Source organism: Leclercia adecarboxylata, from assembly GCF_006171285.1.
In the GTDB taxonomy this organism is placed as follows: Bacteria; Pseudomonadota; Gammaproteobacteria; order Enterobacterales; family Enterobacteriaceae; genus Enterobacter; species Enterobacter barmai.
Genome location: NZ_CP040889.1, coordinates 376,904 through 399,845, shown reverse-complemented (window position 1 = coordinate 399,845; position 22,942 = coordinate 376,904). Strand labels below are relative to the sequence as shown.

The following is a 22,942-nucleotide window of genomic DNA, read 5'->3' as shown; positions in this document are numbered from 1 at the left end:
CGCAAAAAAGGTTAAACCGCGAGGGTATCGATAATCGCCTGACGTGCGCCCGACTGGAGGATACGCTGCCAGGCCCCGGTAACGGCCTCCACGAACTGCGGATCCTGCGGCAGGTCGTTGCCAAAAATTTCATTCAGAGCCAGCAGGGCAGTGACGCGCTCCTCCTCGCTGCTGGTCTCGACGATGGCGCGAATTTTATCCCTCAGCGGATCGCGCACATCAATGGCATTTCCCGCGTCATCCACGCCGCTGACGTAGCGCATCCAGCCCGCGACGCCGAGCGCCAGCAGTGGCCAGGCGGTGCCGCGCTGAAGATGGTGGCGAATACCCTCCAGCATACGCTGCGGCAGCTTCTGGCTGCCGTCCATCGCAATCTGCCAGGTACGGTGCTGCAGCGCCGGGTTGGCGAAGCGGTCAATCAGGCTGTCGGCATAGGCGATAAGGTCCACACCCGTAATACGCAGGGTCGGCGCCTGTTCGTTAAGCATCAGGCGACGGGCGGCGTCACGCAGCGCGCTATCGGCCATGCAGTCGTTAATGTGGGCGAAACCGGCCAGATAGCCGAGATACGCCAGGAAAGAGTGACTCCCATTGAGCATACGCAGCTTCATCTGCTCCCACGGCAATACGTCCTGCACCATCTGCACGCCGGCCACTTCCCACTCCGGACGCCCGGCGACAAAGTTATCCTCGATAACCCACTGAATAAACGGTTCGCTGCTGATAGCGCACGGATCCTCGACGCCCACTTCGCGGGCGATTTCCGCCAGGGATTCATCGGTGGCGGCAGGCACAATCCTGTCCACCATGGTGCCCGGAAAGCTGACGTTAGCGGCAATCCACTCTGCCAGCTCCGGCGAGCGCTTGTGGGCCATCCCCAGCACCGCATTTTTTACCACATGGCCGTTATCGGGAATGTTATCGCAGGAGAGCACGCTGAACGGCGGCAGGCCGCGCTCGCGACGGCGATGCAGGGCCTCAACCAGGATCCCCGGCGCCGAGTGCGGCGCATCGGGATACTCCAGATCGTGAATGATGCGTTCATTACGGGTATCCAGCTTGCCGGTGGCCGGATCGATGCAGTAGCCCTTTTCGGTAATGGTCAGGGAGACAATCGCCACCTGTGGCTCGCAAAACTTCTCAATAATGGCTGCCAGCGAATCGAGCTTAGCGTTCAGGCATTCATGCACCGCCCCCACGATAATCGGCTGATTACCGTCGGCACCTTTTTCCAGCACCGTAAACAGATGATCCTGCGCGCGCAGCTGGCTCATCAGCGTATCGCCGCTAAACAGGCTAATCTCACATATCCCCCAGTCGCCGCCTCTGGCGTTAAGCACCCGATCGGTCAGGAGCGCCTGATGGGCGCGATGGAAGGCGCCAAAGCCGAAATGCACGATACGGGAGCGTAACGTCTGGCGATCGTACTGCGGCTGTAACACGTGGGCAGGTAGCGCGGTGGAGGCAATTGTCTTCATGAAATAAACACCTGATTAACCATTAATTAACAAGCCCAGTGTAAAGTTATATGACAACAAACTGAATTGGTGAGCCGTAAATATCCGGGAACTGTGAGATGGATCAATCAATATAGCGAGGCGTATTGACCTGTTGCAGCATGCATGTATGGTAGTCGTCATCACATGTCGAAATATTGGTATAACAACTTTAGAGGGTGAATCAATGGAACAAACCTGGCGTTGGTACGGGCCGAAAGATCCTGTTTCTCTTGATGATGTGCGTCAGGCTGGCGCGACGGGCGTTGTCACGGCGCTGCACCATATTCCTAACGGCCAGGTGTGGCCGGTAGAGGAGATCAAAGCGCGTCAGGCGCTGCTGGCCGAGAAAGGGCTCACCTGGTCGGTCGTCGAGAGCATTCCGGTACATGAAGAGATCAAAACCCACTCCGGCGACTATCAGACCTGGATTGCCAACTACCAGCAGAGCATCCGCAATCTCGCGGCCTGCGGCATTGACACCGTCTGCTACAACTTTATGCCGATCCTCGACTGGACGCGTACCGACCTCGAATATACTTTGCCGGACGGCTCAAAGGCGCTGCGTTTTGACCAGATCGCCTTTGCCGCGTTCGAACTGCATATCCTGAAGCGCGACGGCGCGGCGGCAGATTACACCGCAGAAGAGCAGCAGCAGGCGAAGGCATGGTTCGAGGCCGCAAGCGAAGGGGATATCGAAAAATTAACCCGCAACATCATCGCCGGTCTGCCGGGTGCGGAAGAGGGTTATACCCTTGATCAGTTCCGCGCGCGCCTGGCAGAGTATGGCAACATCGACAAAAACCAGCTGCGTGAGAACATGGCCGTCTTCCTGCGCGCGATTGTACCGGTGGCGGAAGAGGCGGGCGTGCGTCTGGCGGTTCACCCGGACGATCCACCGCGTCCTATCCTCGGTCTGCCGCGCATTGTCTCTACCATTGAAGATATGCAGTGGCTGAAAGAGACGGTCGACAGCATCAACAACGGCTTCACCATGTGTACCGGCTCTTACGGCGTGCGCGCTGATAACGATCTGGTGAAGATGATTGAAACCTTCGGCGACCGTATCCACTTTACCCACCTGCGGGCAACCTGCCGGGAAGAGAATCCGAAGACCTTCCACGAAGCGGCGCACCTTAACGGTGACGTGAACATGGTCGCGGTGGTTGATGCGATTCTGGGCGAAGAGAAGCGCCGTAAGCAGGCGGGCGATCTGCGTCCTATCCCGTTCCGTCCGGATCACGGACACCAGATGCTGGACGATCTGCGTAAGAAAACCAACCCAGGCTATTCGGCGATTGGCCGTCTGAAAGGGATGGCGGAAGTGCGCGGCGTGGAACTGGCGCTGAAGATGACCAAATATCCGGAACTTCTTTAAGCGGTATTGCCGGGTGGCGGCTTCGCCTTACCCGGCCTACAAAAGCACCCATAAAAAAACCGGCTCATTGGCCGGTTTTTCGTAGGCCCGGTAAGCGTAGCGCCACCGGGAAAACAGCCCGCACTTAGTCAGCACGACCCATATAGCGTTTTTCTTCGATATGGATACGGATTTTCTCGCCAGCGGAGAGGTACTCTGGCACCTGCACGACCAGACCGGTGGTCAGGGTCGCAGGTTTGTTACGCGCGGATGCTGATGCGCCTTTGATGCCTGGTGCGGTTTCCACGATCTCCAGATCCACGGTCTGCGGCAGCTCCAGCGCCAGCAGAACGCCATCCCAGGTCAGGACCTGCATGTCCGGCATGCCGCCTTCAGGAATAAACAGCAGCTCTTCTTCAATCTGATCTTTGGTGAAGATGTATGGCGTGTAGTCTTCTTTGTCCATAAAGACGTACTCGTTGCCGTCAATGTAGGAGAAGTCGACATAGCGACGGGTCAGGGTAACGGTATCCACGATATCGTCGCCTTTGAAACGCTCTTCAACTTTCAGACCGGTACGCACATCGGCGAAACGCATTTTGTACAGCGTTGCTGCGCCACGGGCGCTGGGTGCCTGAATATCAATGTCTTTCACAATCAGCAGTTTGCCGTTGTAATTCAGCACCATACCTTTCTTAATTTCGTTCGCTCTTGGCATTGCAGTAATCCTGTTAACGGGAAGGTCAAAAATATCGCGTCAAAGTACTCGCGCGCGGCTTTTCAGGCAAGCGGATTTCGCGGCTTTTGCTATCAATACGCAAAAGGTGTTACTGTGCGCGCCACGCCCGTGCTCCAGGGTTTCTTTCAGGAAAGTACGTATATGGATTGCCGTCCGGACTGTGGAGCATGCTGCACCGCGCCCTCCATCACCAGCCCCATTCCCGGGATGCCCAACGGCAAGCCTGCCAATACCCCTTGCGTGCAGCTGGACGCGCAGCAGCGCTGCAAAATCTTCGGCTCGCCTTTGCGCCCAAAAGTGTGCGCCGGACTCCAGCCCTCGCGGGAGATGTGCCAGGATACGCGCCAGCAGGCCATGACCTGGCTGCTGGAACTCGAGGTGCTCACCGCGCCCTAAATATCCTTAATGCGGCTCAGGCAGATCGTGGTGAGAACGCACATCCCCAGCGCAATCCAGAATACCGCGTGATAACTCCAGATCTCGGCCACAATCCCGGCCACAGAGCCCGCAATAATCCAGCCCACGCGGGTGGTATTAGTATACAGCGTGGTAGCAGCACCCGCCTGGCCCGGCATCAGATCCTGGAAATAGAGCATGCCGATCCCGGCGAGAATACCAATATAGATAGCGTTCAGCAGCTGTAAGCCCAGCAGCACTACCGGCGTTTGTGCGGTGAGCATCCCGACGTAAAACAGCAAACCGGCGACGGCGGCAAGGCGCATCAGGAAGCGTTTCCCAAAGCGTCTGGCGTAGTAGCCTGCAATCAGCATCGTTGGGATCTCCAGCCCGGCGGCGGTTCCCATCATCACCCCCGCCAGCTTCTCGGACAAATGCAGCTCATTAATGATAAACAGCGGCATGTTGATGATGTACAGGCTGTTAGTGCCCCACATTAAGGTGCAGATGGTAAACAGCAGCAGGGCGTCTCGACGGTTACGGCGCGGTGATTCCAGCACGCTGCTGGCCAGCTTCGGCTCCTTGCGCATCGTCGGCAGGAAAAACCACACCATCGCGCCACAGACCACAAACGCCACGGCGGCGCTGAGATACATCGTAGGGAAGCCAAACCCCATCGCCAGCGCATAGGCCAGCGGCGGCCCCACCACCCAGGCCAGGGACACCTGGGCACGCAGGATCGAGCTGAACATTACCGCCTCACGGCCGGTGTGGTCGGCATGCTCCCGGGCTAAGGCAAACAGTTGCGGGTTGGCGGTAGATCCAAAGCTGCTGAGAAACACGCCAACAAACAGCAGCACAAAATAGTTACGGTTCCAGGCGAACAGCAGGCAGGCGAATACCCCCAGCAGACAGCAAAAAACAATCAGGGATTTGCGATCGCCTTTCTTATCTGAACGCCCGGCCAGAAACTGGCTGACCAGGATGCCGATAATGGCGCTGCCGGTGAAGAAGAAACCCACCATGGCAGGACGGGCATGCACCTCGTTGGTGAGAAACAGGCTCAGCGTCGGCGTCTGTAGCGCGCCGGCAATGCCGGTAAGGAAAGCAACAATCAAAAACGCCGATGAGGTCAGATCAAAGGATTTTGGCGAGGCGGCCGCGGGAGTGGTGTGCATGTTTCTGTATCAGTGATATGAAGAGACGCGGATTTTACGCCGCTTGTCACAAAATAAACAGCCGTCCGCGTCAATTACCCCACAAAAAATCAAAATGGCATTTCAGATTGCCGCTGCGCTTGCTGAAGTTGCTGAAGCCGAGCGGCTGGCAGCAGGGGGCTGAAGCAAAAATGTGCTGTAACTCTAAATTCTGCACGCTTAAATGACTCTTTACTTGAAAGCTATCCCATAAAGCGCAAGACTTCTTGAAACGTTTCAGCGCTAATTAGTTTATCTAACCCAAACGGATTGGCGCCTTTTTTCACAGTTAAGCTGAATCGATTCAAATTCAGCAGGAGTGGAGAACCATGTTCCAGTTATCCGTGCAGGACATTCATCCGGGCGAACAGGCCGGTACAAAAGAAGAGGCCATCCGGCAGATCGCTGCCGCGCTGGTGCAGGCGGGCAATGTGGCTGACGGCTACGTTGACGGCATGCTGGCGCGCGAGCTGCAGACCTCAACCTTCCTCGGCAATGGCATCGCCATTCCGCATGGCACCACCGATACCCGCGACCAGGTGCTGAAAACCGGCGTTCAGGTTTATCAGTTCCCGCAGGGCGTGCTCTGGGGCGAAGGCCAGGTGGCCTATGTCGCCATCGGGATTGCCGCCAGCAGCGATGAACACCTCGGCCTGCTGCGTCAGCTGACGCACGTTCTCAGCGATGACAATGTGGCTGAACAGCTGAAATCCGCGACCACCGCAGAGGAGCTGCGCGCGCTGCTGATGGGTGAAAAGCAGAGCGAAGCCCTGAAGCTGGATAACGAGACCCTGACCCTGGACGTAGCCGCGTCCGATCTGGTGACCCTGCAGGCGCTGAACGCCGGTCGTCTGAAAGAAGCCGGTGCGGTGGATACCGCTTTCGTGGCGCACGCCATTAACGACAAGCCGCTGAACCTCGGCCAGGGCATCTGGCTGAACGACTGTGCTGAAGGCAACCTGCGCAGCGCCATCGCGGTCAGCCGTGCGGCCACCGCATTCGATACCGCCGGGGAAACCGCGGCGATGCTGATTACCGTCGCCATGGCGGATGAACAGCCGGTAGAGGTGCTGAAGCGCCTCGGCGACCTGCTGCTGAACAAAAAAGCTGAACAGCTGCTGAAAGCAGACGCTGCAACCCTGCTGGCGCTGCTGACCAGCGATGACGTGAACACCGATGAACAGCTGAGCGCCGAGTTTGTGGTGCGTAACGAGCACGGCCTGCACGCCCGTCCGGGCACCATGCTGGTCAACACCATTAAGCAATTCTCCAGCGACGTTACCGTCACCAACCTCGACGGCAGCGGTAAACCGGCCAACGGTCGCAGCCTGATGAAAGTCGTGGCGCTGGGCGTGAAGAAAGGCCATCGCCTGCGCTTTACCGCACAGGGTGCAGATGCTGAACAGGCGCTGAAAGCGATTGGCGATGCCATCGCGGCTGGTCTGGGGGAGGGCGCATAATGAGCAGACGTGTTGCCACTATTACGCTGAACCCGGCTTACGATCTCGTGGGCTTTTGCCCGGAAATTGAACGCGGCGAAGTTAACCTCGTGCGTACCACTGGCCTGCACGCAGCAGGTAAAGGGATTAACGTTGCGAAAGTGCTGAAGGATCTGGGTATCGACGTCACCGTCGGCGGCTTCCTCGGCAAAGATAACCAGGATGGTTTCCAGCAGCTGTTCAGCGAGCTGGGGATCGCCAACCGTTTTCAGGTGGTGCAGGGCCGTACCCGCATCAACGTGAAAATGACCGAAAAAGATGGCGAAGTCACCGACCTGAACTTCTCCGGTTTTGAAGTCACCCAGGCCGACTGGGAGCGTTTTGTGAATGACTCCCTGACCTGGCTCGGCCAGTTCGACATGGTCTGCGTCAGCGGCAGTCTGCCGTCCGGCGTCAGCCCGGAAGCCTTTACCGACTGGATGACGCGCCTGCGCAGCCAGTGCCCGTGCATCATCTTTGACAGCAGCCGCGATGCGCTGGTGGCCGGTCTGAAAGCCGCGCCGTGGCTGGTGAAACCAAATCGTCGCGAACTTGAGATCTGGGCTGGCCGTAAGCTGCCAGAATTAAAGGACGTGATTGAGGCCGCCCACGCGCTGCGTGAGCAGGGCATCGCGCACGTGGTGATTTCCTTAGGTGCCGAAGGGGCGCTGTGGGTTAACGCCTCTGGCGAATGGATCGCAAAACCGCCGTCAATGGAAGTGGTCAGCACCGTCGGTGCCGGCGATTCGATGGTTGGCGGGCTGATCTACGGCCTGCTGATGCGTGAATCCAGCGAGCATACTTTACGTCTTGCCACCGCCGTTGCTGCCCTGGCCGTCAGCCAGAGCAATGTCGGCATTACCGATCGTACCCAGTTGGCCGCGATGATGGCGCGCGTTGACTTGAAACCCTTTAACTGACAGCAGGAGAGGCATAATGAAAACGCTGCTGATTATTGACTCTGCACTCGGACAGGCTCGCGCTTACATGGCGAAGACCCTGCTGGGTTCGGCGGGACATAAAGCACACCTTGATTTCATCGACAACCCGGGCGATGCCGAACTGGTTATCGTGCTGGGCGACAAAATTCCGGCCGACAGCTCGCTGAACGGCAAAAAAGTGTGGCTGGGCGACATCAATCGCGCCGTGGCTCACCCGGAACTGTTCCTGAGCGAAGCGAAAGGCCACGCAGCGCTCTATACCGCGCCTGTCGCAGCGGCTGAACCTGTTGCTGCCAGCGGGCCGAAGCGCGTTGTGGCGGTCACCGCCTGTCCGACCGGCGTGGCGCACACCTTTATGGCGGCTGAAGCCATTGAAACCGAAGCTAAAAAACGCGGCTGGTGGGTGAAAGTTGAAACCCGCGGTTCCGTAGGCGCAGGCAACGCCATCACCCCGGAAGAGGTGGCGGCTGCGGATCTGGTTATCGTGGCGGCAGATATCGAAGTGGATCTGGCGAAGTTTGCCGGTAAGCCGATGTACCGCACCTCAACCGGTCTGGCGCTGAAGAAAACCGCGCAGGAGCTGGATAAAGCCCAGGCTGAAGCCAAACTCTTCCAGCCTACAGGCAACACCGCGGCTGCGGCTTCCGAAGGCAAGAAAGAGTCTGCCGGAGCCTATCGTCACCTGCTGACGGGCGTTTCTTACATGCTGCCGATGGTGGTAGCGGGCGGTCTGTGTATCGCGCTCTCCTTCGCGTTCGGTATCGAGGCCTTTAAAGAGCCGGGTACCCTGGCGGCGGCGCTGATGCAGATTGGCGGCGGCTCGGCGTTCGCGCTGATGGTGCCGGTACTGGCGGGTTACATTGCGTTCTCCATCGCTGACCGTCCGGGTCTGACCCCGGGTCTTATCGGCGGTATGCTCGCCGTGAGCACCGGCTCTGGCTTTATCGGCGGGATCATCGCGGGCTTCCTCGCAGGCTACGTGGCGAAACTTATCAGCTCGAAGCTGAAACTGCCGCAGAGCATGGAAGCGCTGAAACCGATCCTGATTATTCCGCTGTTCTCCAGCCTGGTGGTTGGTCTGGCGATGATCTACCTGATCGGCAAACCGGTTGCAGGCATTCTCGAAGGCCTGACCCACTGGCTGCAGACCATGGGCACTGCCAACGCGGTCCTGCTGGGAACTATTCTCGGTGCCATGATGTGTACCGATATGGGTGGCCCGGTTAACAAAGCGGCATACGCCTTTGGTGTCGGCTTGCTGAGTACCCAGACGTATGCCCCAATGGCGGCGATTATGGCGGCGGGCATGGTGCCACCGCTGGCGCTGGGCCTGGCGACTATCGTTGCCCGTCGTAAGTTCGACAAGGCGCAGCAGGAAGGCGGTAAAGCGGCGCTGGTTCTCGGCCTGTGCTTTATCACCGAAGGGGCGATTCCGTTCGCTGCCCGCGATCCGATGCGTGTTCTGCCGTGCTGTATCGTCGGCGGTGCCGTGACCGGTGCCATCTCTATGGCGGTTGGCGCGAAGCTGATGGCGCCGCACGGCGGTCTGTTTGTTCTGCTGATCCCTGGCGCAATCACGCCGGTGCTGGGTTACCTGTTTGCGATTATCGCCGGTACTCTGGTGGCAGGTCTCTCTTACGCGGTGCTGAAGCGCCCGGAAGCTGAGGTAGTTGCAGCAAAAGCAGCATAATTTAACGTTCTTCAGAAAGGGCAGAGGTAACTCTGCCCTTTTTTTTGCCTTTAATCGTGCAGCGGTTCGCAGTTTTTTGTAGAGCGAAAAAGTGTATCTACAAAAAACTGTGATTCTGTTCATATACATTTCACGATCTCATTTTGGATCTATTTACTTTCCCCTTCTTACACATACTATGAACATGTGTTCACATACAGACACATGCTCTAATAGTATTTAAAGTAACTCCCTCGCTTAATTATCATTGCGATGGCCTGCGTGCCAGAGGATGTTCTATGCGTGAAAAGGATTATATTGTTGTTATTGGTTCTGCAAATATGGATGTTGCGGGGTATTCACATGCCTCGCTGAATTATGCGGACTCTAACCCAGGTAAAATAAAATTTACCCCCGGCGGCGTAGGCCGGAATATTGCGCAAAACCTTGCGTTGCTGGGGAAACATGTCTGGCTGTTTTCCGCGGTCGGCGATGATTTTTACGGTCAGTCGCTGCTGTCACAAACCCAGGCCGCCGGCGTACAGGTAGAAAAATGCCAGGTCATCGCGGGTGAGGGCACTTCCAGCTATTTATCGTTACTCGATAACACCGGCGAAATGCTGGTGGCCATTAATGACATGGCCATTTCTGACTACATTAACCCGGAATATCTGGCCCACCATCTGGCCTTTCTGCGTGCAGCAAAAGCGGTGGTGGTGGACTGCAATCTCAGTGAATCCGCGCTGGGCTGGATTTTTGAAAACGCAGGCCAGGCGCCGGTATTCGTTGACCCGGTCTCCGCCTGGAAGTGCAACAAAGTGCGCGACTGGCTGGGCCATATCCACACCCTGAAACCCAACCGCATTGAAGCCGAAACCCTGAGCGGCATCCCGCTGAGCTGTGCCGCCGATGCGCCAAAAGTCGCGGCCTGGTTCCACGAGCATGGCCTGTTCCGGCTGGTGTTAAGCATGGGTGGCGACGGCGTTTATTACAGTGAGAAAGGGGGAGAAAGCGGCTGGTCAGCACCCTTCAAAACCCGGCTGGTGAACGTGACCGGCGCGGGCGACGCCATGATGGCGGGGCTGGCATTCTGCTGGCTGGAAGGCGCCACCTTCGCCCATTCCGTTCGTTTTGCCCAGGGCTGCTCTTCGCTGGCGCTGGCGTCGATTTATACCAATAACCCTGATTTATCGTCTGAAAATGTTAACGCATTAATGGAGAGAGAACATGTCTGAATTAAAATTGTCTGCTGAGTTCCTGCAAGTTTCTCCTGAAGTCCAGGACGCCTTAAATAATAACAAACCGGTTGTGGCGCTTGAATCCACCATTATTTCTCACGGCATGCCTTTCCCACAAAATGCCCAGACGGCACTGGAGGTTGAAGACGCGATCCGCCAGCAGGGCGTTATTCCGGCCACTATCGCTATTATTCACGGCGTAATGAAAGTTGGGCTAAGTAAAGAAGAGATTGAATTATTAGGCCGCGAAGGTCACGCCGTAACGAAAGTCAGCCGTCGGGATCTGCCTTTTGTCGTGGCAGCCGGAATAAACGGTGCCACCACGGTGGCCTCAACCATGATTATTGCCGCGATGGCCGGGATTAAGGTCTTCGCCACCGGCGGCATTGGCGGCGTGCATCGTGGGGCGGAACACACTTTTGATATTTCCGCCGATTTGCAGGAGCTGGCGAAAACCAACGTTGCCGTGGTGTGCGCCGGGGCAAAATCTATTCTCGATCTCGGATTAACCACCGAATATCTCGAAACCAATGGCGTGCCGTTAATCGGCTATCAGACCCAGTCCCTGCCTGCCTTCTTCTGTCGCACCAGCCCGTTTGAGGTCAGCATTCGTCTCGACAGCGCCGAGGCCATCGCCCGCGCAATGGCGGTGAAATGGCAGACCGGCCTCAACGGCGGCCTGGTGGTGGCGAACCCCATCCCGGAACAGTTTGCCATGCCGGAAGAGACCATCAACGCCGCTATCGACCAGGCGGTGAAGGAAGCGGAAGAGCAGGGCGTGACCGGCAAAGCCAGCACCCCGTTCCTGCTGGCCCGGGTGGCGGAATTAACCGGCGGCGACAGCCTGAAATCCAATATTCAGCTGGTCTTTAACAACGCCCGCCTGGCCTGCGATATCGCTAAGTCGTACCAGCGCCTCGCGTAACCTTTCACAGGCAGTTTGCCGTCGCCTGTCTTCGCAGTGGAATCACGGATACCCGGCCTGTCGCCGGGTTTTCAGGTAAGGATATCATTATGGACGTAATGAGAAGTCTGCTGGGTATGGCGGTACTGTTAGCAATAGCTTTCCTCCTTTCAGTCAACAAACGCCGGATCAGCCTGCGCACCGTCGGCGCCGCATTCGTATTGCAGGTGGCGATCGGCGGCATCATGCTCTATTTCCCACCCGGCAAATGGCTGGTGGAACAGGCCGCCATCGGGGTCAGTAAGGTCATGTCCTACAGCGATGCCGGGAGCGCCTTTATCTTTGGCGCGCTGGTCGGGCCGAAGATGGATACCCTGTTTGACGGGGCCGGGTTCGTGTTTGCGTTCCGCGTTCTGCCCGCCATTATCTTTGTCACCGCGCTGATCAGCCTGCTTTACTACATTGGCGTGATGGGGTTGCTGATCCGTATTCTGGGCGGCATTTTCCAGAGAGCGCTGCGCATCAGTAAAATTGAATCCTTCGTGGCGGTGACCACTATCTTCCTCGGGCAAAACGAAATTCCGGCGATAGTCAAACCCTTCATCGACAGGCTGAACCGCAACGAACTGTTTACCGCCATCTGCAGCGGGATGGCGTCGATTGCCGGGTCAATGCTGATTGGCTATGCGGGGATGGGGGTGCCGATTGATTATCTGCTCGCCGCCTCGCTGATGGCGATCCCCGGGGGCATCCTGTTTGCCCGGCTGCTGAGCCCGGCGACGGAAGAGTCGCAGGTCACCTTTGAAAACCTGTCGTTCAGCGATACGCCGCCGAAAAGCATTATCGAAGCCGCGGCGACCGGGGCGATGACCGGGTTAAAAATTGCCGCCGGGGTGGCGACGGTGGTGATGGCGTTTGTGGCGATCATCGCCCTGCTGAACGGCATGCTGGGCGGCATCGGCGGCTGGTTTGGCATTGAAAGCCTGAGCCTGGAAGGGCTGTTTGGCTACGCCCTGGCGCCGCTGGCGTGGATCATGGGGGTGGAGTGGCAGGATGCTACCCTGGCAGGCAGCCTGATTGGCCAGAAGCTGGCGATTAACGAGTTCGTCGCCTATCTCAACTTCTCGCCCTATCTGCAAACCGCCGGGCAGCTGGACGTGAAAACCATCGCCATCATCTCTTTTGCGCTGTGCGGTTTTGCTAACTTCGGCTCGATTGGCGTGGTGGTAGGGGCGTTTTCTGCGGTATCGCCTCAGCGCGCGCCGGAGATTGCCCAGCTTGGCGTCCGGGCGCTGGTGGCGGCAACCCTCTCCAACCTGATGAGCGCCACCATCGCGGGCTTCTTTATTGGTTTAGCGGGCTAGGCGCAGGCCGGGTAGGGGATCTACCCGGCCTGTTTACGGCTGGCTGTCCAGCAGCGACAGGGTGTTATCCACCGACAGCGTCGGGTTGTTGATGCTTTCGCTGGCCCGGGAGAGCGCCGCGCAGGCAACGGCAAACCGGGCGCTGTCCGCAAAATCGCTCCCGTCGAGGAAGCCATAGATCAGTCCCGCCATAAAGGCGTCATCAGCACCAAAGCAGTCGACTACCGGGTGGGCTGGCGGCGTCAGCAGGAACGGCTCCGCGCCTTGCTCGCTGCACAGCACCGAATCATCTTCCAGACACACTACAATCCGCTGCACCCCTTTCTCATGCAGGGCGTTGAGCGCGGCCTGACGATCGTCGCACTCCGCCAGAATCTGCAGCTCCTTCAGGGTTGGCTTCAGGGTATGGATACGTGACAGCCAGGGTTTGACTCTCCCGGCTTTGAATTCTGATACCGTGTCGACAAACACCGGCACATCCCCGGCGAGGGTAAAGACCCACTCCAGCGATTCTGCGGTGAGGTTGCAATCCGCCAGCACCACACCCGCATGGGCCAGCAGCTCGCGGGACTGGTTCAGCAGCTGCGGCGTCAGCCCCTGCAGGATATGGGTATCGTTGATCGCTAAAACGGTGTCGTCCTGCGGATTCGCAATCGACAGATAGGTCGCCGTGCTCTGTCCGTGCAGGCGGATGGTGCTCTGGACGTTAACGCCCGCCTGACGGGTCTGTTCCAGCAGGGTTTCGCCATAAAAATCGCTGCCGACGGCAGAGATCAGGTGCACCTCACGCCCGAGCAGCGCCAGATTATGGGCAATGTTACGCGCCACGCCGCCCGCCGCACACTGAATGGCCCCCGGATGGGAAGAGGGTTCCGGGAAGCGAATGTCCGCCACCCCGCGAATATCCATATTGATGGCACCCAGCGCCACGCAGTAATCCTGTTCGGTCAGGATATAGCCTTTGCCCTTGATCGCCCCTTTACGCATTAAATCCATAATGTGCGCGGCGACGCGGGAGCGGCTGATATCGAGGATCTGGGCGATCTCATGCTGTTGAATAAGAGGGTTACGCCGCAGGATCTTCAGGATCTGCTTTTCCCTTTCGTTCATCATTATGCGGTGGCCTCGGCATGCTGTTGCGCTTTCAGCCAGGCGATCTCTTCGGCCCAGATATCCGGGTTGATCGTTTCCAGCACCATCGGGATACCGTCGAATCGCGGGTCCTGCATGATAAAGCGGAACGCGTCATGGCCGATGTTACCTTCGCCCAGGCTGTGGTGACGGTCAACGCGGCTGCCGAAGGCGCTTTTCGCGTCGTTAAGGTGCATACCGCGCAGGTACTTAAAGCCGACGATGCGTTCAAATTCGGCGAAGGTTTTTGCACACTCTTCCGTGCTGCGCAGGTCGTACCCGGCGGCAAAGGCGTGACAGGTATCAATGCAGACGCCGACGCGGGTTTTATCTTCCACGCCGTCGATGATGGCCGCCAGATGTTCAAAGCGGAACCCGAGGTTGCTGCCCTGGCCCGCCGTGTTTTCGATCACCGCCGTGACCCCTTCGGTCTGCGCCAGGACGATGTTAATCGACTCGGCGATCCGCGCCAGGCACGCATCTTCATCAATTTGAGAAAGATGGCTACCGGGGTGGAAGTTCAGCAGCGTCAGGCCGAGCTGCTCGCAGCGCTGCATCTCATCCAGGAAAGCGTCGCGGGATTTGTCCAGCGCCTCCTGAACCGGATGGCCGAGATTAATCAGGTAGCTGTCGTGAGGCAGGATCTGACCGGGAGTGAAGCGATATTTTTCGCAGGCCGCTTTGAACTCATCAATCACCTGGGTGGTTAACGGCGCGGCGCGCCACTGGCGTTGATTTTTGGTGAACAGGGCGAAAGCGGTCGCCTCGATTTCGGCGGCGCGAATGGCGGCATTTGCCAGACCGCCGGCAGCGCTGACGTGCGCTCCAACATATTTCATAAAGGGACTCCTGTTAACCCGCAAACGCTTATGATAGCGGGTTAACAGGATAAGGCTACAGCGGTTTATGCCATCAGGCTGTGAACCACCAGGTTAATGGCGCCCCCGCCGACAATCAGCCAGACGAAGAGCAGCAGCGCCATCAGCAGCGGTTTCGCCCCGGCCTTTTTCAGGGCGCTGACGTGGGTGGTTAAGCCCAGTGCGGCCATCGCCATCGCCAGCAGCACCGTATCCAGCGTTACCAGCATATCCACGACGGCTTTTGGCAGCAGATGGAACGAGTTGAAGATGGCTACCACGATAAACAGGATCGCAAACCACGGAATGGTGATTTTGCTCTTCTCCCCGTTCCCCGCCGGTGCAAGCTGTTTCACCCGTGCCGCGAGGATCAGCAGGAACGGCGCCAGCATCATCACGCGCAGCATTTTAGCGATCACCGCCGCGTTCTCCGCATCCGGGCTGATGGCGTGACCGGCCGCTACCACCTGGGCCACTTCGTGCATCGTCGAGCCGATATAAATGCCGTAGGTTTCCGGGCTGAACCAGTGCGCCACCAGCGGATACATGGCCGGATAAAGGAAGATCGCCAGGGTACCGAAGATCACCACCGTCGCCACGGCAACCGTCACCTTGCTGGACTCGGCCTTCACCACCGGCTCCGTCGCCAGTACCGCCGCCGCGCCGCAAATGCTGCTGCCCGCGCCAATCAGCCAACTGGTCTGTTTGTCGAGGCCGAACACCTTCTGGCCGATAAAGCAGGCCAACAGGAAAGTGCTGGTCAGGGTTAGTACGTCAATGGCGATCCCGCTGACCCCGACGTCGGCAATCTGCGCGAAGGTGAGGCGAAAGCCGTACAGGATGATCCCGAGGCGCAGCAGATGCTGTTTGGCGAAGATCACCCCGCCGTCGCAGGGCTTGTAAATCTGCGGGTAGACCGTATTCCCGACCACCATCCCCAGCAGGATAGCCAGGGTCAGGGCGCTGAATCCCGCCCCCGCCACCGCCGGAATACTGCCGCCCCAAAGGGCCACGCCGGTGACCAGCGCGCTGAGGGCAAGGCCCGGGATGTAGTGCCACACTGTACGATGATGCTGTAGGGTGAGTGTTGTCATAACCTTCTCCTTTTCTCTGGCTAAAAGGTTACGGCGCTCTGGCTTAAAAATAAAATTGATTATATATTTATAATTAAGCTTTATAAGTGGTAAGCAAGGTGCTTACCCTGGTGGATGATCACTATGCACATTACGTTACGCCAGCTTGAAGTTTTCGCCGAAGTGCTGAAAAGCGGGTCCACGACCCAGGCTTCCCAGATGCTGGCGCTCTCCCAGTCTGCGGTCAGCGCCGCGCTGACCGATCTCGAAGGCCAACTGGGGGTTCAGCTTTTTGACAGGGTAGGGAAGCGGCTGGTGGTGAACGAGCACGGGCGGCTGCTCTACCCGCGCGCGCTGGCGCTGCTGGAGCAGACCGTCGAAATCGAACAGCTTTTTCGCGAGGATAACGGCGCCATTCGCGTCTACGCCAGCAGCACCATCGGCAACTATATCCTGCCTGAGGTGATTGCCCGCTACCGCCGGGATTTCCCGAGTCTGCCGCTGGAGATGAGCGTCGGCAACAGCCAGGATGTGATCAACGCGGTGATCGATTTTCGGGTGGATATCGGCCTTATCGAAGGGCCATGCCACAACGCCGACATCATTGCGGAGCCCTGGCTGGAGGATGAGCTGGTGGTCTTTGCCTCGCCCGCCTCTTCTTTATTACAGCAGGAGGTGACGCTGGAGCGGCTGGCGCAGGCGCCGTGGATTTTACGCGAGCAGGGGTCGGGCACGCGCGAGATCGTCGATTATCTGCTGCTTTCGCATCTGCCGCAGTTTCATATGGGCATGGAGCTGGGTAACTCCGAGGCCATCAAACACGCGGTGCGTCACGGCCTCGGCATCAGCTGCCTGTCGCGCCGGGTGATTGCCGAACAGCTGGAGAGCGGTACGCTGGTGGAGATCCCCCTTCCGCTGCCGAACAAGCTGGTGCGCACCCTGTGGCGCATCCACCACCGCCAGAAACACCTCTCTAACTCCCTGCAACGTTTCCTGCGTTACTGCGAAATGTAAGCCCGCCCGGCGGTTTTTGCCCGCCGGGATCTATTCCTCGCACCAATACTATTCTCTGCTTTACTTATAATCCTGGACCGGTCATGAAGCTCTCTTATAACAGGGCATTTGTGCCGGAAGAGCTGGCGATCGTCTGCTACAATCGCGCCTCATTTTTTGAATGGACAGCATTTTCACATGGTTTCCGAAACTAAAACCACAGAAGCGCCCGCGCTACGTCGCGAACTCAAGGCGCGTCACCTGACGATGATCGCCATTGGCGGCTCCATCGGTACAGGCCTCTTTGTCGCCTCTGGTGCGACCATTTCTGCAGCGGGTCCTGGCGGCGCGCTCTTTTCCTATATTCTGATCGGTTTGATGGTTTACTTCCTGATGACCAGCCTGGGCGAACTGGCGGCGTACATGCCGGTATCCGGTTCTTTCTCTACCTACGGCCAGAAATATGTAGAAGAAGGCTTCGGCTTCGCGCTGGGCTGGAACTACTGGTACAACTGGGCGGTGACCATCGCCGTGGACCTCGTCGCCGCACAGCTGGTGATGACCTGGTGGTTCCCGGATACGCCGGGCTGGATCTGGAGCGCGGTCTTCCTCGCGGTGATCTTCCTGCTGAACTACATCTCCGTGCGTGGCTTCGGTGAAGCGGAATACTGGTTCTCGCTGATCAAAGTGGCGACGGTAATCATCTTTATCATCGTGGGCATCGCGATGATCGTTGGCATCTTCAAAGGCACCGAACCGGCTGGGTGGAGCAACTGGACCATTGGCGATGCGCCGTTTGCCGGGGGCTTCTCGGCGATGATCGGCGTGGCGATGATTGTCGGCTTCTCCTTCCAGGGAACCGAGCTTATCGGTATTGCCGCAGGCGAATCCGAAAACCCGGAGAAGAACATTCCGCGCGCGGTGCGGCAGGTGTTCTGGCGTATCCTGCTGTTCTATGTGTTTGCGATCCTGATTATCAGCCTGATCATTCCGTATACCGATCCGAGCCTGCTGCGTAACGATGTGAAAGACATCAGCGTCAGCCCGTTCACGCTGGTCTTCCAGCATGCCGGTCTGCTCTCTGCGGCGGCGGTGATGAATGCGGTGATCCTGACGGCGGTACTGTCGGCGGGTAACTCCGGGATGTATGCCTCTACCCGTATGCTCTACTCCCTGGCCTGTGACGGCAAAGCGCCGCGCATCTTCTCTAAGCTGTCCCGTGGCGGCGTGCCGCGTAACGCGCTCTATGCCACCACCGTGATTGCCTGCCTGTGCTTCCTGACCTCGATGTTCGGCAACCAGACGGTCTATCTGTGGCTGCTGAACACCTCCGGGATGACAGGCTTCATCGCCTGGCTGGGTATTGCCATCAGCCATTACCGTTTCCGTCGCGGCTATGTGAAGCAGGGTTACGATATTAACAACCTGCCGTACCGCTCCGGGTTCTTCCCGCTGGGTCCGATCTTCGCCTTTGTGCTGTGTCTGATCATTACTCTTGGTCAGAACTACGAAGCCTTCCTGGCCGACACCATCGACTGGGGCAGCGTGGCTGCCACCTATATCGGCATCCCGCTGTTCCTGATTATCTGGTTTGGTTACAAGCTGGCGAAAGGGACGAAGTTTGTAAGCTATAAGGATATGGATTTCCCGAATAGCTTCAAAAAATAATCGCAACGCCTCTCTTTAACCCGCTCCGTCGAGCGGGTTTTTTTATGTCGTTTTCTGTTCAGCCCGTTCTCCACATTATGCAGTCTTGACATAACTTTTAACAATTGAATTGATAATGGTTATCGTTTGCTTTATCATTAGCATATTAATAAAAATATGCAATGTGAACAGTACATATTTGATTTTGCTGTGTTTACCTCATGGAGAAATGGAATGTTTAGGTTGAATCCCTTCGTTCGGGGAGGGCTGTGCGCGTCTGCTCTTTCCCTGGCGCTGCCGGTTGTTGCGGCGGAATCTGGCGACACTATGGTCGTGACCGCCTCGGCCAACGAGCAAAACCTGAAGGATGCCCCCGCCAGTATCAGCGTCATCACCCAGCAGGATCTGCAGCGTAAGCCAGTGCAGAACCTGAAAGATGTGTTACAGGACGTGCCGGGCGTGCAGTTAACTAACGAAGGGGACAACCGTAAGGGCGTCAGTATTCGCGGGCTGGACAGCAGTTACACGCTGATCCTCGTTGACGGTAAACGCGTCAACTCGCGCAACGCCGTTTTCCGCCATAACGATTTCGACCTTAACTGGGTTCCGGTCGATGCCATCGAACGCATCGAAGTGGTGCGCGGGCCAATGTCCTCCCTGTACGGCTCCGATGCTCTGGGCGGCGTGGTTAACATCATCACCAAAAAAATTGGCCAGAAATGGACCGGCACCCTCACCGCCGATACCACCATTCAGGAACATCGCGATCGCGGTGACACCTACGGCGGCCAGTTCTATACCAGCGGTCCGCTGGTGGATGGCGTCCTGGGCCTGAAAGCCTTCGGCAGCGTATCCCAGCGTGATAAAGACGATCCGCAGAGCTCCTCTACCAGCACCACCGGCGAAACCCCACGTATCGAAGGCTTTACCAGTCGCGATGCCAACGTCGAGTTTGCCTGGACCCCGAACGAAAACCACGATTTCACCGCCGGGTATGGTTTCGACCGTCAGGATCGAGATTCCGACTCGCTGGACAAAAACCGCCTGGAGCGCCAGAACTACTCCCTGAGCCATAATGGCCGCTGGGGCGTGGGCAACAGCGAACTGAAATTCTACGGCGAGAAAGTGGATAACAAGAACCCGGGCAACGCTAACCCGATTACGTCCGAAAGCAACTCCATTGACGGCAAATATGTCCTGCCGCTGGGCGAGATCAACCAGCTCCTGACCTTCGGTGGCGAATGGCGTCACGACAAGCTGAAGGATCCGGTAAACCTGACCGGCGGCTCCAGCAGCAATACCTCGGCCAGCCAGTATGCGCTGTTCCTGGAAGACGAATGGCGGATCTTCGAGCCGCTGGCGTTGACCACCGGCGTGCGTATGGATGACCACGAAACCTACGGCGACCACTGGAGCCCGCGTGCTTATCTGGTCTATAACGCCACCGATACCGTCACGGTGAAGGGCGGCTGGGCAACGGCATTTAAAGCGCCATCCCTGCTGCAATTGAGTCCGGACTGGACCACCGGCTCCTGCCGTGGTGCCTGTGAAATCGTCGGTAGCCCGGATCTGAAACCGGAAACCAGCGAAAGCGTCGAGCTGGGTCTCTACTACAGCGGCGAAGAAGGATGGTTAGAAGGCGTTCAGGCCAGCATCACCACCTTCCAGAACGACGTGGATGACCGGATCAGTATCAGCCGTACCGCCAACGTCAACCAGGCCCAGGGCTACCCGAACTATGTCGGGCTGAATGCCGACGGTGAGCCGATTTTCCGCTATTACAACGTCAACAAAGCGCGTATCCGCGGGGTGGAGACGGAGGTGAAGTTCCCGATTGCCGAAGACTGGCGCATGACGCTGAATTACACCTATAACGACGGGCGTGATATCAGCAATGGCGAGAACAAGCCGCTCTCCGAGCTGCCGTTCCATACCGCGAACGGAACCCTTGACTGGCAGGCAACGCAGGCATGGTCCTTCTACGTGCAGGGGAACTATACCGGCGAGAAACGCGCCCTGACCGACGGCGCAGCAACACCGGGCGGTTACGTGGTGTGGAACACCGGTGGCGCATGGCAGGCAACCAAAAACGTTAAGCTGCGTGCGGGCGTCATGAACCTGCTGGATAAAGATCTCAGCCGCGACGACTACAGCTACACCGAAGAAGGACGTCGTTACTTTATGGCGGTGGATTACCAGTTCTGATGATGGAAACGCCGGGCGGCGCTGCGCTTGCCCGGCCTACGGGCTGGTGCGGTCTTTTGTAGGCCCGGTAAGCGTAGCGCCACCGGGCAGGAGGCGGGCACTTACTTCAACAACTGCTGCGCATGGAAGCGCAGATGATCTTCAATAAAGGACGCAATGAAATAATAGCTGTGATCGTACCCCGGCTGGATGCGAAGCGTCAGCGGCCAGTCCTTCTGGCGCGCGGCTTCTGCCAGCACTGCCGGTTGTAACTGGGTCGCGAGGAACTGATCGGCATCACCCTGATCGATAAGCGTCGGGATCGCCTGTTCCGGCTGGCTTGCCAGCATCAATGCGCAGCTGTCCCACGCCTGCCAGGTCGCCGAATCTTCACCCAGATAAGCCGTGAACGCTTTCTGTCCCCAGGGCACCTGGGTCGGGTTGACGATCGGCGCAAAGGCCGACACGCTGACATATTTACCCGGGTTTATGAGCGCCATCACCAGCGCACCGTGACCGCCCATCGAATGACCGCTGATCGCACTGCGATCCGATACCGCAAACTCCGCCTGAATCAGCGCCGGCAGCTCGTCGCGCAGGTAATCGTACATGCGGTAATGCTGCGCCCACGGCGCCTGGGTGGCGTTCAGGTAGAAACCGGCACCTTTACCGAGGTCGTATCCGGCATCGTCCGCCACGTCGTCACCGCGCGGGCTGGTGTCCGGCATCACCAGGGCGATCCCCAGTTCCGCCGCCACGCGCTGGGCACCCGCTTTGGTGGTGAAATTTTCGTCATTGCAGGTCAGGCCGGAGAGCCAGTACAGCACCGGTGGTTTTGCGTTGCCGCTCACCGGAGGAAGAAAAATGCTGAACGTCATCGCGCAGTTCAGCACCCTGGAGTCATGACGCCAGCGCTGCTGTCGGCCTTCAAAACAGTGGTGCTCTTCGAGCAGTTCCATGCAGGGCTCCTTAAGGAAGAGGATATTGGGTATGAAAGCCATAATACAGATAATTCAGTTACGTGTGAGTAACTTTCACTTCCGCATTGACGTCATATCCTGCATCATGAATTTACGAAACTTTAACAACTGGAGTGGTCATGGCGCTGCGTATCGCGCTCAGCGGATTTGTGGTTCTGGTGGTGGCGATGGGAATAGGGCGCTTTGCCTTTACCCCGCAGGTGCCGCTGATGATTGCGGCAGGCGAGCTCACCCTGACCAGCGCCGGGCTGGTGGCGGCGATGAACTATCTCGGCTATCTGGTGGGGGCGTGGGATGCCATGCGCGCGCACCGGTTTGTCGAAGGGCGTTTATGGCTGGGCATAACGGGGGCGGTGGCGCTGACGTTGCTTTCCGCCGTGGCGGATAACGCCATTGTTCATGGCCTGCTGCGCTTTGTGATTGGCTGCATGAGCGGCTGGTCGATGGTGCTTATCGCCGCCTGGACCAACGAACGGCTGGCCCATTTCGGCAAGCCGGGCCTGAGTGCCGCGGTGTTTGCCGGGCCAGGGGCGGGCATTGCGATAAGCGGTCTGCTGGCGGTGTGGATCCAGGCCCAGGCGCTGTCGGCCAGCGCCGCCTGGCAAATTTACGGCCTGCTGGCGCTGGTGCTCGTCGCGCTGGTGGCGCGTTACCTGCCGCGTACCGGGCATCTGCATCGCCCGGGCACCACGCCGGAGCCGCTGACCCTGACCCGGGATTTGCGTCGTCTGGTCTGGAGCTACAGCCTCGCCGGGTTTGGTTACATTCTCCCGGCGACGTTTCTGTCGCAAATGGCGGCGTTGCGCTTTCCCGGTAGCGCCTTTGCCCAGTTTGTCTGGCCGGTGTTCGGGTTTGCCTCGATGCTGGGGATTGCCCTGAGTATCGCTCTGCGCCACGTCTCTACCAGCCATCGTCGGCTGGCGGTGGTGCTCTGGTTGCAGGCGGTGGGGGTGATTGCCGCCTGGCTGATGCCGGGTATGGCCGGTCTGGTGACCGGTGCACTGCTGGTCGGTGGCGGATTTTTGTGTGCGGTGCAGCTCTCGTTACTCTACGGGCGCGAGCTGGCGCCGAATCATACGCGTTACATGGCCGGTTTACTCACCACCGGCTATGCGGTCGGGCAGCTGATTGGCCCGATGACCTCGGCACTGTCGAGCTGGCTTACCCATCAGCTTGAGCCCGTGCTGGGCCTTGCCGGTATCGCATTGTTTATTGCGGGCGGACTGGTCTGGCAGCGTCAGGTTGAAAGGTAACGGCAATTGGAATAATTATCGCGGTGAATACTGGATTATGCTCGCC

The 22,942-nt window shown here is 58.2% G+C and carries 19 protein-coding genes; 12 read left to right on the top strand and 7 right to left on the bottom strand.

Features of this window, described 5'->3' with window-relative positions; all coding sequences use genetic code 11:
* Window positions 1-11: 11 nt before the first annotated feature.
* Window positions 12-1,478, bottom strand: a complete 1,467-nt coding sequence (locus FHN83_RS03735) for a mannitol dehydrogenase family protein (protein WP_139563261.1) — start codon at window positions 1,476-1,478, stop codon at window positions 12-14.
* A 205-nt stretch (window positions 1,479-1,683) separates the two neighbouring features.
* Here FHN83_RS03735 and uxuA point away from each other — a divergent pair, with 205 nt between their 5' ends.
* Window positions 1,684-2,874, top strand: a complete 1,191-nt coding sequence (gene uxuA / locus FHN83_RS03730) for a mannonate dehydratase (protein ID WP_039031042.1) — start codon at window positions 1,684-1,686, stop codon at window positions 2,872-2,874.
* 124 nt (window positions 2,875-2,998) lie between these two features.
* Here uxuA and yeiP read toward each other — a convergent pair whose 3' ends face one another.
* Window positions 2,999-3,571 (bottom strand): elongation factor P-like protein YeiP, encoded by a 573-nt coding sequence (gene yeiP / locus FHN83_RS03725; protein WP_008500940.1) that lies wholly within the window; start codon window positions 3,569-3,571, stop codon window positions 2,999-3,001.
* 162 nt (window positions 3,572-3,733) lie between these two features.
* Here yeiP and FHN83_RS03720 point away from each other — a divergent pair, with 162 nt between their 5' ends.
* On the top strand, window positions 3,734-3,988 hold the full coding sequence (locus FHN83_RS03720) for a YkgJ family cysteine cluster protein (protein WP_139565414.1): 255 nt from the start codon (window positions 3,734-3,736) through the stop codon (window positions 3,986-3,988).
* Here FHN83_RS03720 and setB read toward each other — a convergent pair.
* Entirely contained in the window at window positions 3,985-5,166 is a 1,182-nt protein-coding gene (setB, locus tag FHN83_RS03715; protein ID WP_039031044.1) for a sugar efflux transporter SetB, read from the bottom strand. The two genes, FHN83_RS03720 and setB, sit on opposite strands and share 4 nt — an antisense overlap.
* A 347-nt stretch (window positions 5,167-5,513) precedes the next feature.
* Between setB and fruB the strand changes: the two genes are divergently transcribed.
* From fruB to FHN83_RS03685, 6 genes are all read left to right on the top strand, one after another.
* Complete coding sequence (fruB, locus tag FHN83_RS03710; RefSeq protein ID WP_138369905.1) at window positions 5,514-6,644, top strand: fused PTS fructose transporter subunit IIA/HPr protein; 1,131 nt, start codon at window positions 5,514-5,516, stop codon at window positions 6,642-6,644.
* Complete coding sequence (fruK, locus tag FHN83_RS03705; protein WP_039031046.1) at window positions 6,644-7,582, top strand: 1-phosphofructokinase; 939 nt, start codon at window positions 6,644-6,646, stop codon at window positions 7,580-7,582. Before fruB ends, fruK begins: the two co-directional genes overlap by 1 nt.
* Before the next feature lie 16 nt (window positions 7,583-7,598).
* Window positions 7,599-9,293 (top strand): PTS fructose transporter subunit IIBC, encoded by a 1,695-nt coding sequence (fruA, locus tag FHN83_RS03700; protein ID WP_138369906.1) that lies wholly within the window; start codon window positions 7,599-7,601, stop codon window positions 9,291-9,293.
* A 278-nt stretch (window positions 9,294-9,571) separates the two neighbouring features.
* Window positions 9,572-10,507, top strand: a complete 936-nt coding sequence (locus FHN83_RS03695) for a pseudouridine kinase (RefSeq protein WP_139563260.1) — start codon at window positions 9,572-9,574, stop codon at window positions 10,505-10,507.
* Complete coding sequence (locus FHN83_RS03690) at window positions 10,500-11,435, top strand: pseudouridine-5'-phosphate glycosidase (protein ID WP_139563259.1); 936 nt, start codon at window positions 10,500-10,502, stop codon at window positions 11,433-11,435. Before FHN83_RS03695 ends, FHN83_RS03690 begins: the two co-directional genes overlap by 8 nt.
* Window positions 11,436-11,524: 89 nt before the next feature.
* A complete protein-coding gene (locus tag FHN83_RS03685) occupies window positions 11,525-12,778 on the top strand; it encodes a NupC/NupG family nucleoside CNT transporter (RefSeq protein WP_139563258.1) in 1,254 nt (417 codons plus the stop codon).
* A gap of 33 nt (window positions 12,779-12,811) precedes the next feature.
* On the opposite strand, the gene FHN83_RS03680 is transcribed toward FHN83_RS03685, so the two are convergent.
* From FHN83_RS03680 to FHN83_RS03670, 3 genes are all read right to left on the bottom strand, one after another.
* Window positions 12,812-13,888 (bottom strand): sugar kinase, encoded by a 1,077-nt coding sequence (locus FHN83_RS03680; RefSeq protein ID WP_139565413.1) that lies wholly within the window; start codon window positions 13,886-13,888, stop codon window positions 12,812-12,814.
* Window positions 13,889-13,890: 2 nt separating this feature from the next.
* Window positions 13,891-14,748, bottom strand: coding sequence for a deoxyribonuclease IV (gene nfo, locus FHN83_RS03675; protein WP_139563257.1), 858 nt, complete (start codon window positions 14,746-14,748; stop codon window positions 13,891-13,893).
* A 65-nt stretch (window positions 14,749-14,813) separates the two neighbouring features.
* Window positions 14,814-15,860, bottom strand: coding sequence for a YeiH family protein (locus tag FHN83_RS03670; RefSeq protein ID WP_039031052.1), 1,047 nt, complete (start codon window positions 15,858-15,860; stop codon window positions 14,814-14,816).
* Window positions 15,861-15,983: 123 nt separating this feature from the next.
* Here FHN83_RS03670 and yieE point away from each other — a divergent pair, with 123 nt between their 5' ends.
* From yieE to cirA, 3 genes are all read left to right on the top strand, one after another.
* Window positions 15,984-16,853: a DNA-binding transcriptional regulator YeiE gene (gene yieE / locus FHN83_RS03665; protein WP_139563256.1), complete on the top strand. Its 870-nt coding sequence runs from the start codon at window positions 15,984-15,986 to the stop codon at window positions 16,851-16,853.
* 177 nt (window positions 16,854-17,030) lie between these two features.
* Window positions 17,031-18,500 (top strand): amino acid permease, encoded by a 1,470-nt coding sequence (locus FHN83_RS03660; RefSeq protein ID WP_039031054.1) that lies wholly within the window; start codon window positions 17,031-17,033, stop codon window positions 18,498-18,500.
* A gap of 213 nt (window positions 18,501-18,713) precedes the next feature.
* On the top strand, window positions 18,714-20,684 hold the full coding sequence (cirA, locus tag FHN83_RS03655) for a catecholate siderophore receptor CirA (protein ID WP_139563255.1): 1,971 nt from the start codon (window positions 18,714-18,716) through the stop codon (window positions 20,682-20,684).
* A 101-nt stretch (window positions 20,685-20,785) separates the two neighbouring features.
* On the opposite strand, the gene fghA is transcribed toward cirA, so the two are convergent.
* Window positions 20,786-21,622, bottom strand: a complete 837-nt coding sequence (gene fghA, locus FHN83_RS03650; protein WP_139563254.1) for an S-formylglutathione hydrolase — start codon at window positions 21,620-21,622, stop codon at window positions 20,786-20,788.
* 140 nt (window positions 21,623-21,762) lie between these two features.
* Between fghA and FHN83_RS03645 the strand changes: the two genes are divergently transcribed.
* A complete protein-coding gene (locus FHN83_RS03645; RefSeq protein WP_139563253.1) occupies window positions 21,763-22,896 on the top strand; it encodes a YbfB/YjiJ family MFS transporter in 1,134 nt (377 codons plus the stop codon).
* The last annotated feature ends 46 nt before the right edge of the window (window positions 22,897-22,942 follow it).

Coding starts and splice junctions, on each gene's coding strand:
- FHN83_RS03735 (WP_139563261.1), bottom strand. CDS start 1,478: ATGAAGACAATTGCCTCCACCGCGCTACCTGCCCACGTGTTACAGCCG.
- uxuA (WP_039031042.1), top strand. CDS start 1,684: ATGGAACAAACCTGGCGTTGGTACGGGCCGAAAGATCCTGTTTCTCTT.
- yeiP (WP_008500940.1), bottom strand. CDS start 3,571: ATGCCAAGAGCGAACGAAATTAAGAAAGGTATGGTGCTGAATTACAAC.
- FHN83_RS03720 (WP_139565414.1), top strand. CDS start 3,734: ATGGATTGCCGTCCGGACTGTGGAGCATGCTGCACCGCGCCCTCCATC.
- setB (WP_039031044.1), bottom strand. CDS start 5,166: ATGCACACCACTCCCGCGGCCGCCTCGCCAAAATCCTTTGATCTGACC.
- fruB (WP_138369905.1), top strand. CDS start 5,514: ATGTTCCAGTTATCCGTGCAGGACATTCATCCGGGCGAACAGGCCGGT.
- fruK (WP_039031046.1), top strand. CDS start 6,644: ATGAGCAGACGTGTTGCCACTATTACGCTGAACCCGGCTTACGATCTC.
- fruA (WP_138369906.1), top strand. CDS start 7,599: ATGAAAACGCTGCTGATTATTGACTCTGCACTCGGACAGGCTCGCGCT.
- FHN83_RS03695 (WP_139563260.1), top strand. CDS start 9,572: ATGCGTGAAAAGGATTATATTGTTGTTATTGGTTCTGCAAATATGGAT.
- FHN83_RS03690 (WP_139563259.1), top strand. CDS start 10,500: ATGTCTGAATTAAAATTGTCTGCTGAGTTCCTGCAAGTTTCTCCTGAA.
- FHN83_RS03685 (WP_139563258.1), top strand. CDS start 11,525: ATGGACGTAATGAGAAGTCTGCTGGGTATGGCGGTACTGTTAGCAATA.
- FHN83_RS03680 (WP_139565413.1), bottom strand. CDS start 13,888: ATGAACGAAAGGGAAAAGCAGATCCTGAAGATCCTGCGGCGTAACCCT.
- nfo (WP_139563257.1), bottom strand. CDS start 14,748: ATGAAATATGTTGGAGCGCACGTCAGCGCTGCCGGCGGTCTGGCAAAT.
- FHN83_RS03670 (WP_039031052.1), bottom strand. CDS start 15,860: ATGACAACACTCACCCTACAGCATCATCGTACAGTGTGGCACTACATC.
- yieE (WP_139563256.1), top strand. CDS start 15,984: ATGCACATTACGTTACGCCAGCTTGAAGTTTTCGCCGAAGTGCTGAAA.
- FHN83_RS03660 (WP_039031054.1), top strand. CDS start 17,031: ATGGTTTCCGAAACTAAAACCACAGAAGCGCCCGCGCTACGTCGCGAA.
- cirA (WP_139563255.1), top strand. CDS start 18,714: ATGTTTAGGTTGAATCCCTTCGTTCGGGGAGGGCTGTGCGCGTCTGCT.
- fghA (WP_139563254.1), bottom strand. CDS start 21,622: ATGGAACTGCTCGAAGAGCACCACTGTTTTGAAGGCCGACAGCAGCGC.
- FHN83_RS03645 (WP_139563253.1), top strand. CDS start 21,763: ATGGCGCTGCGTATCGCGCTCAGCGGATTTGTGGTTCTGGTGGTGGCG.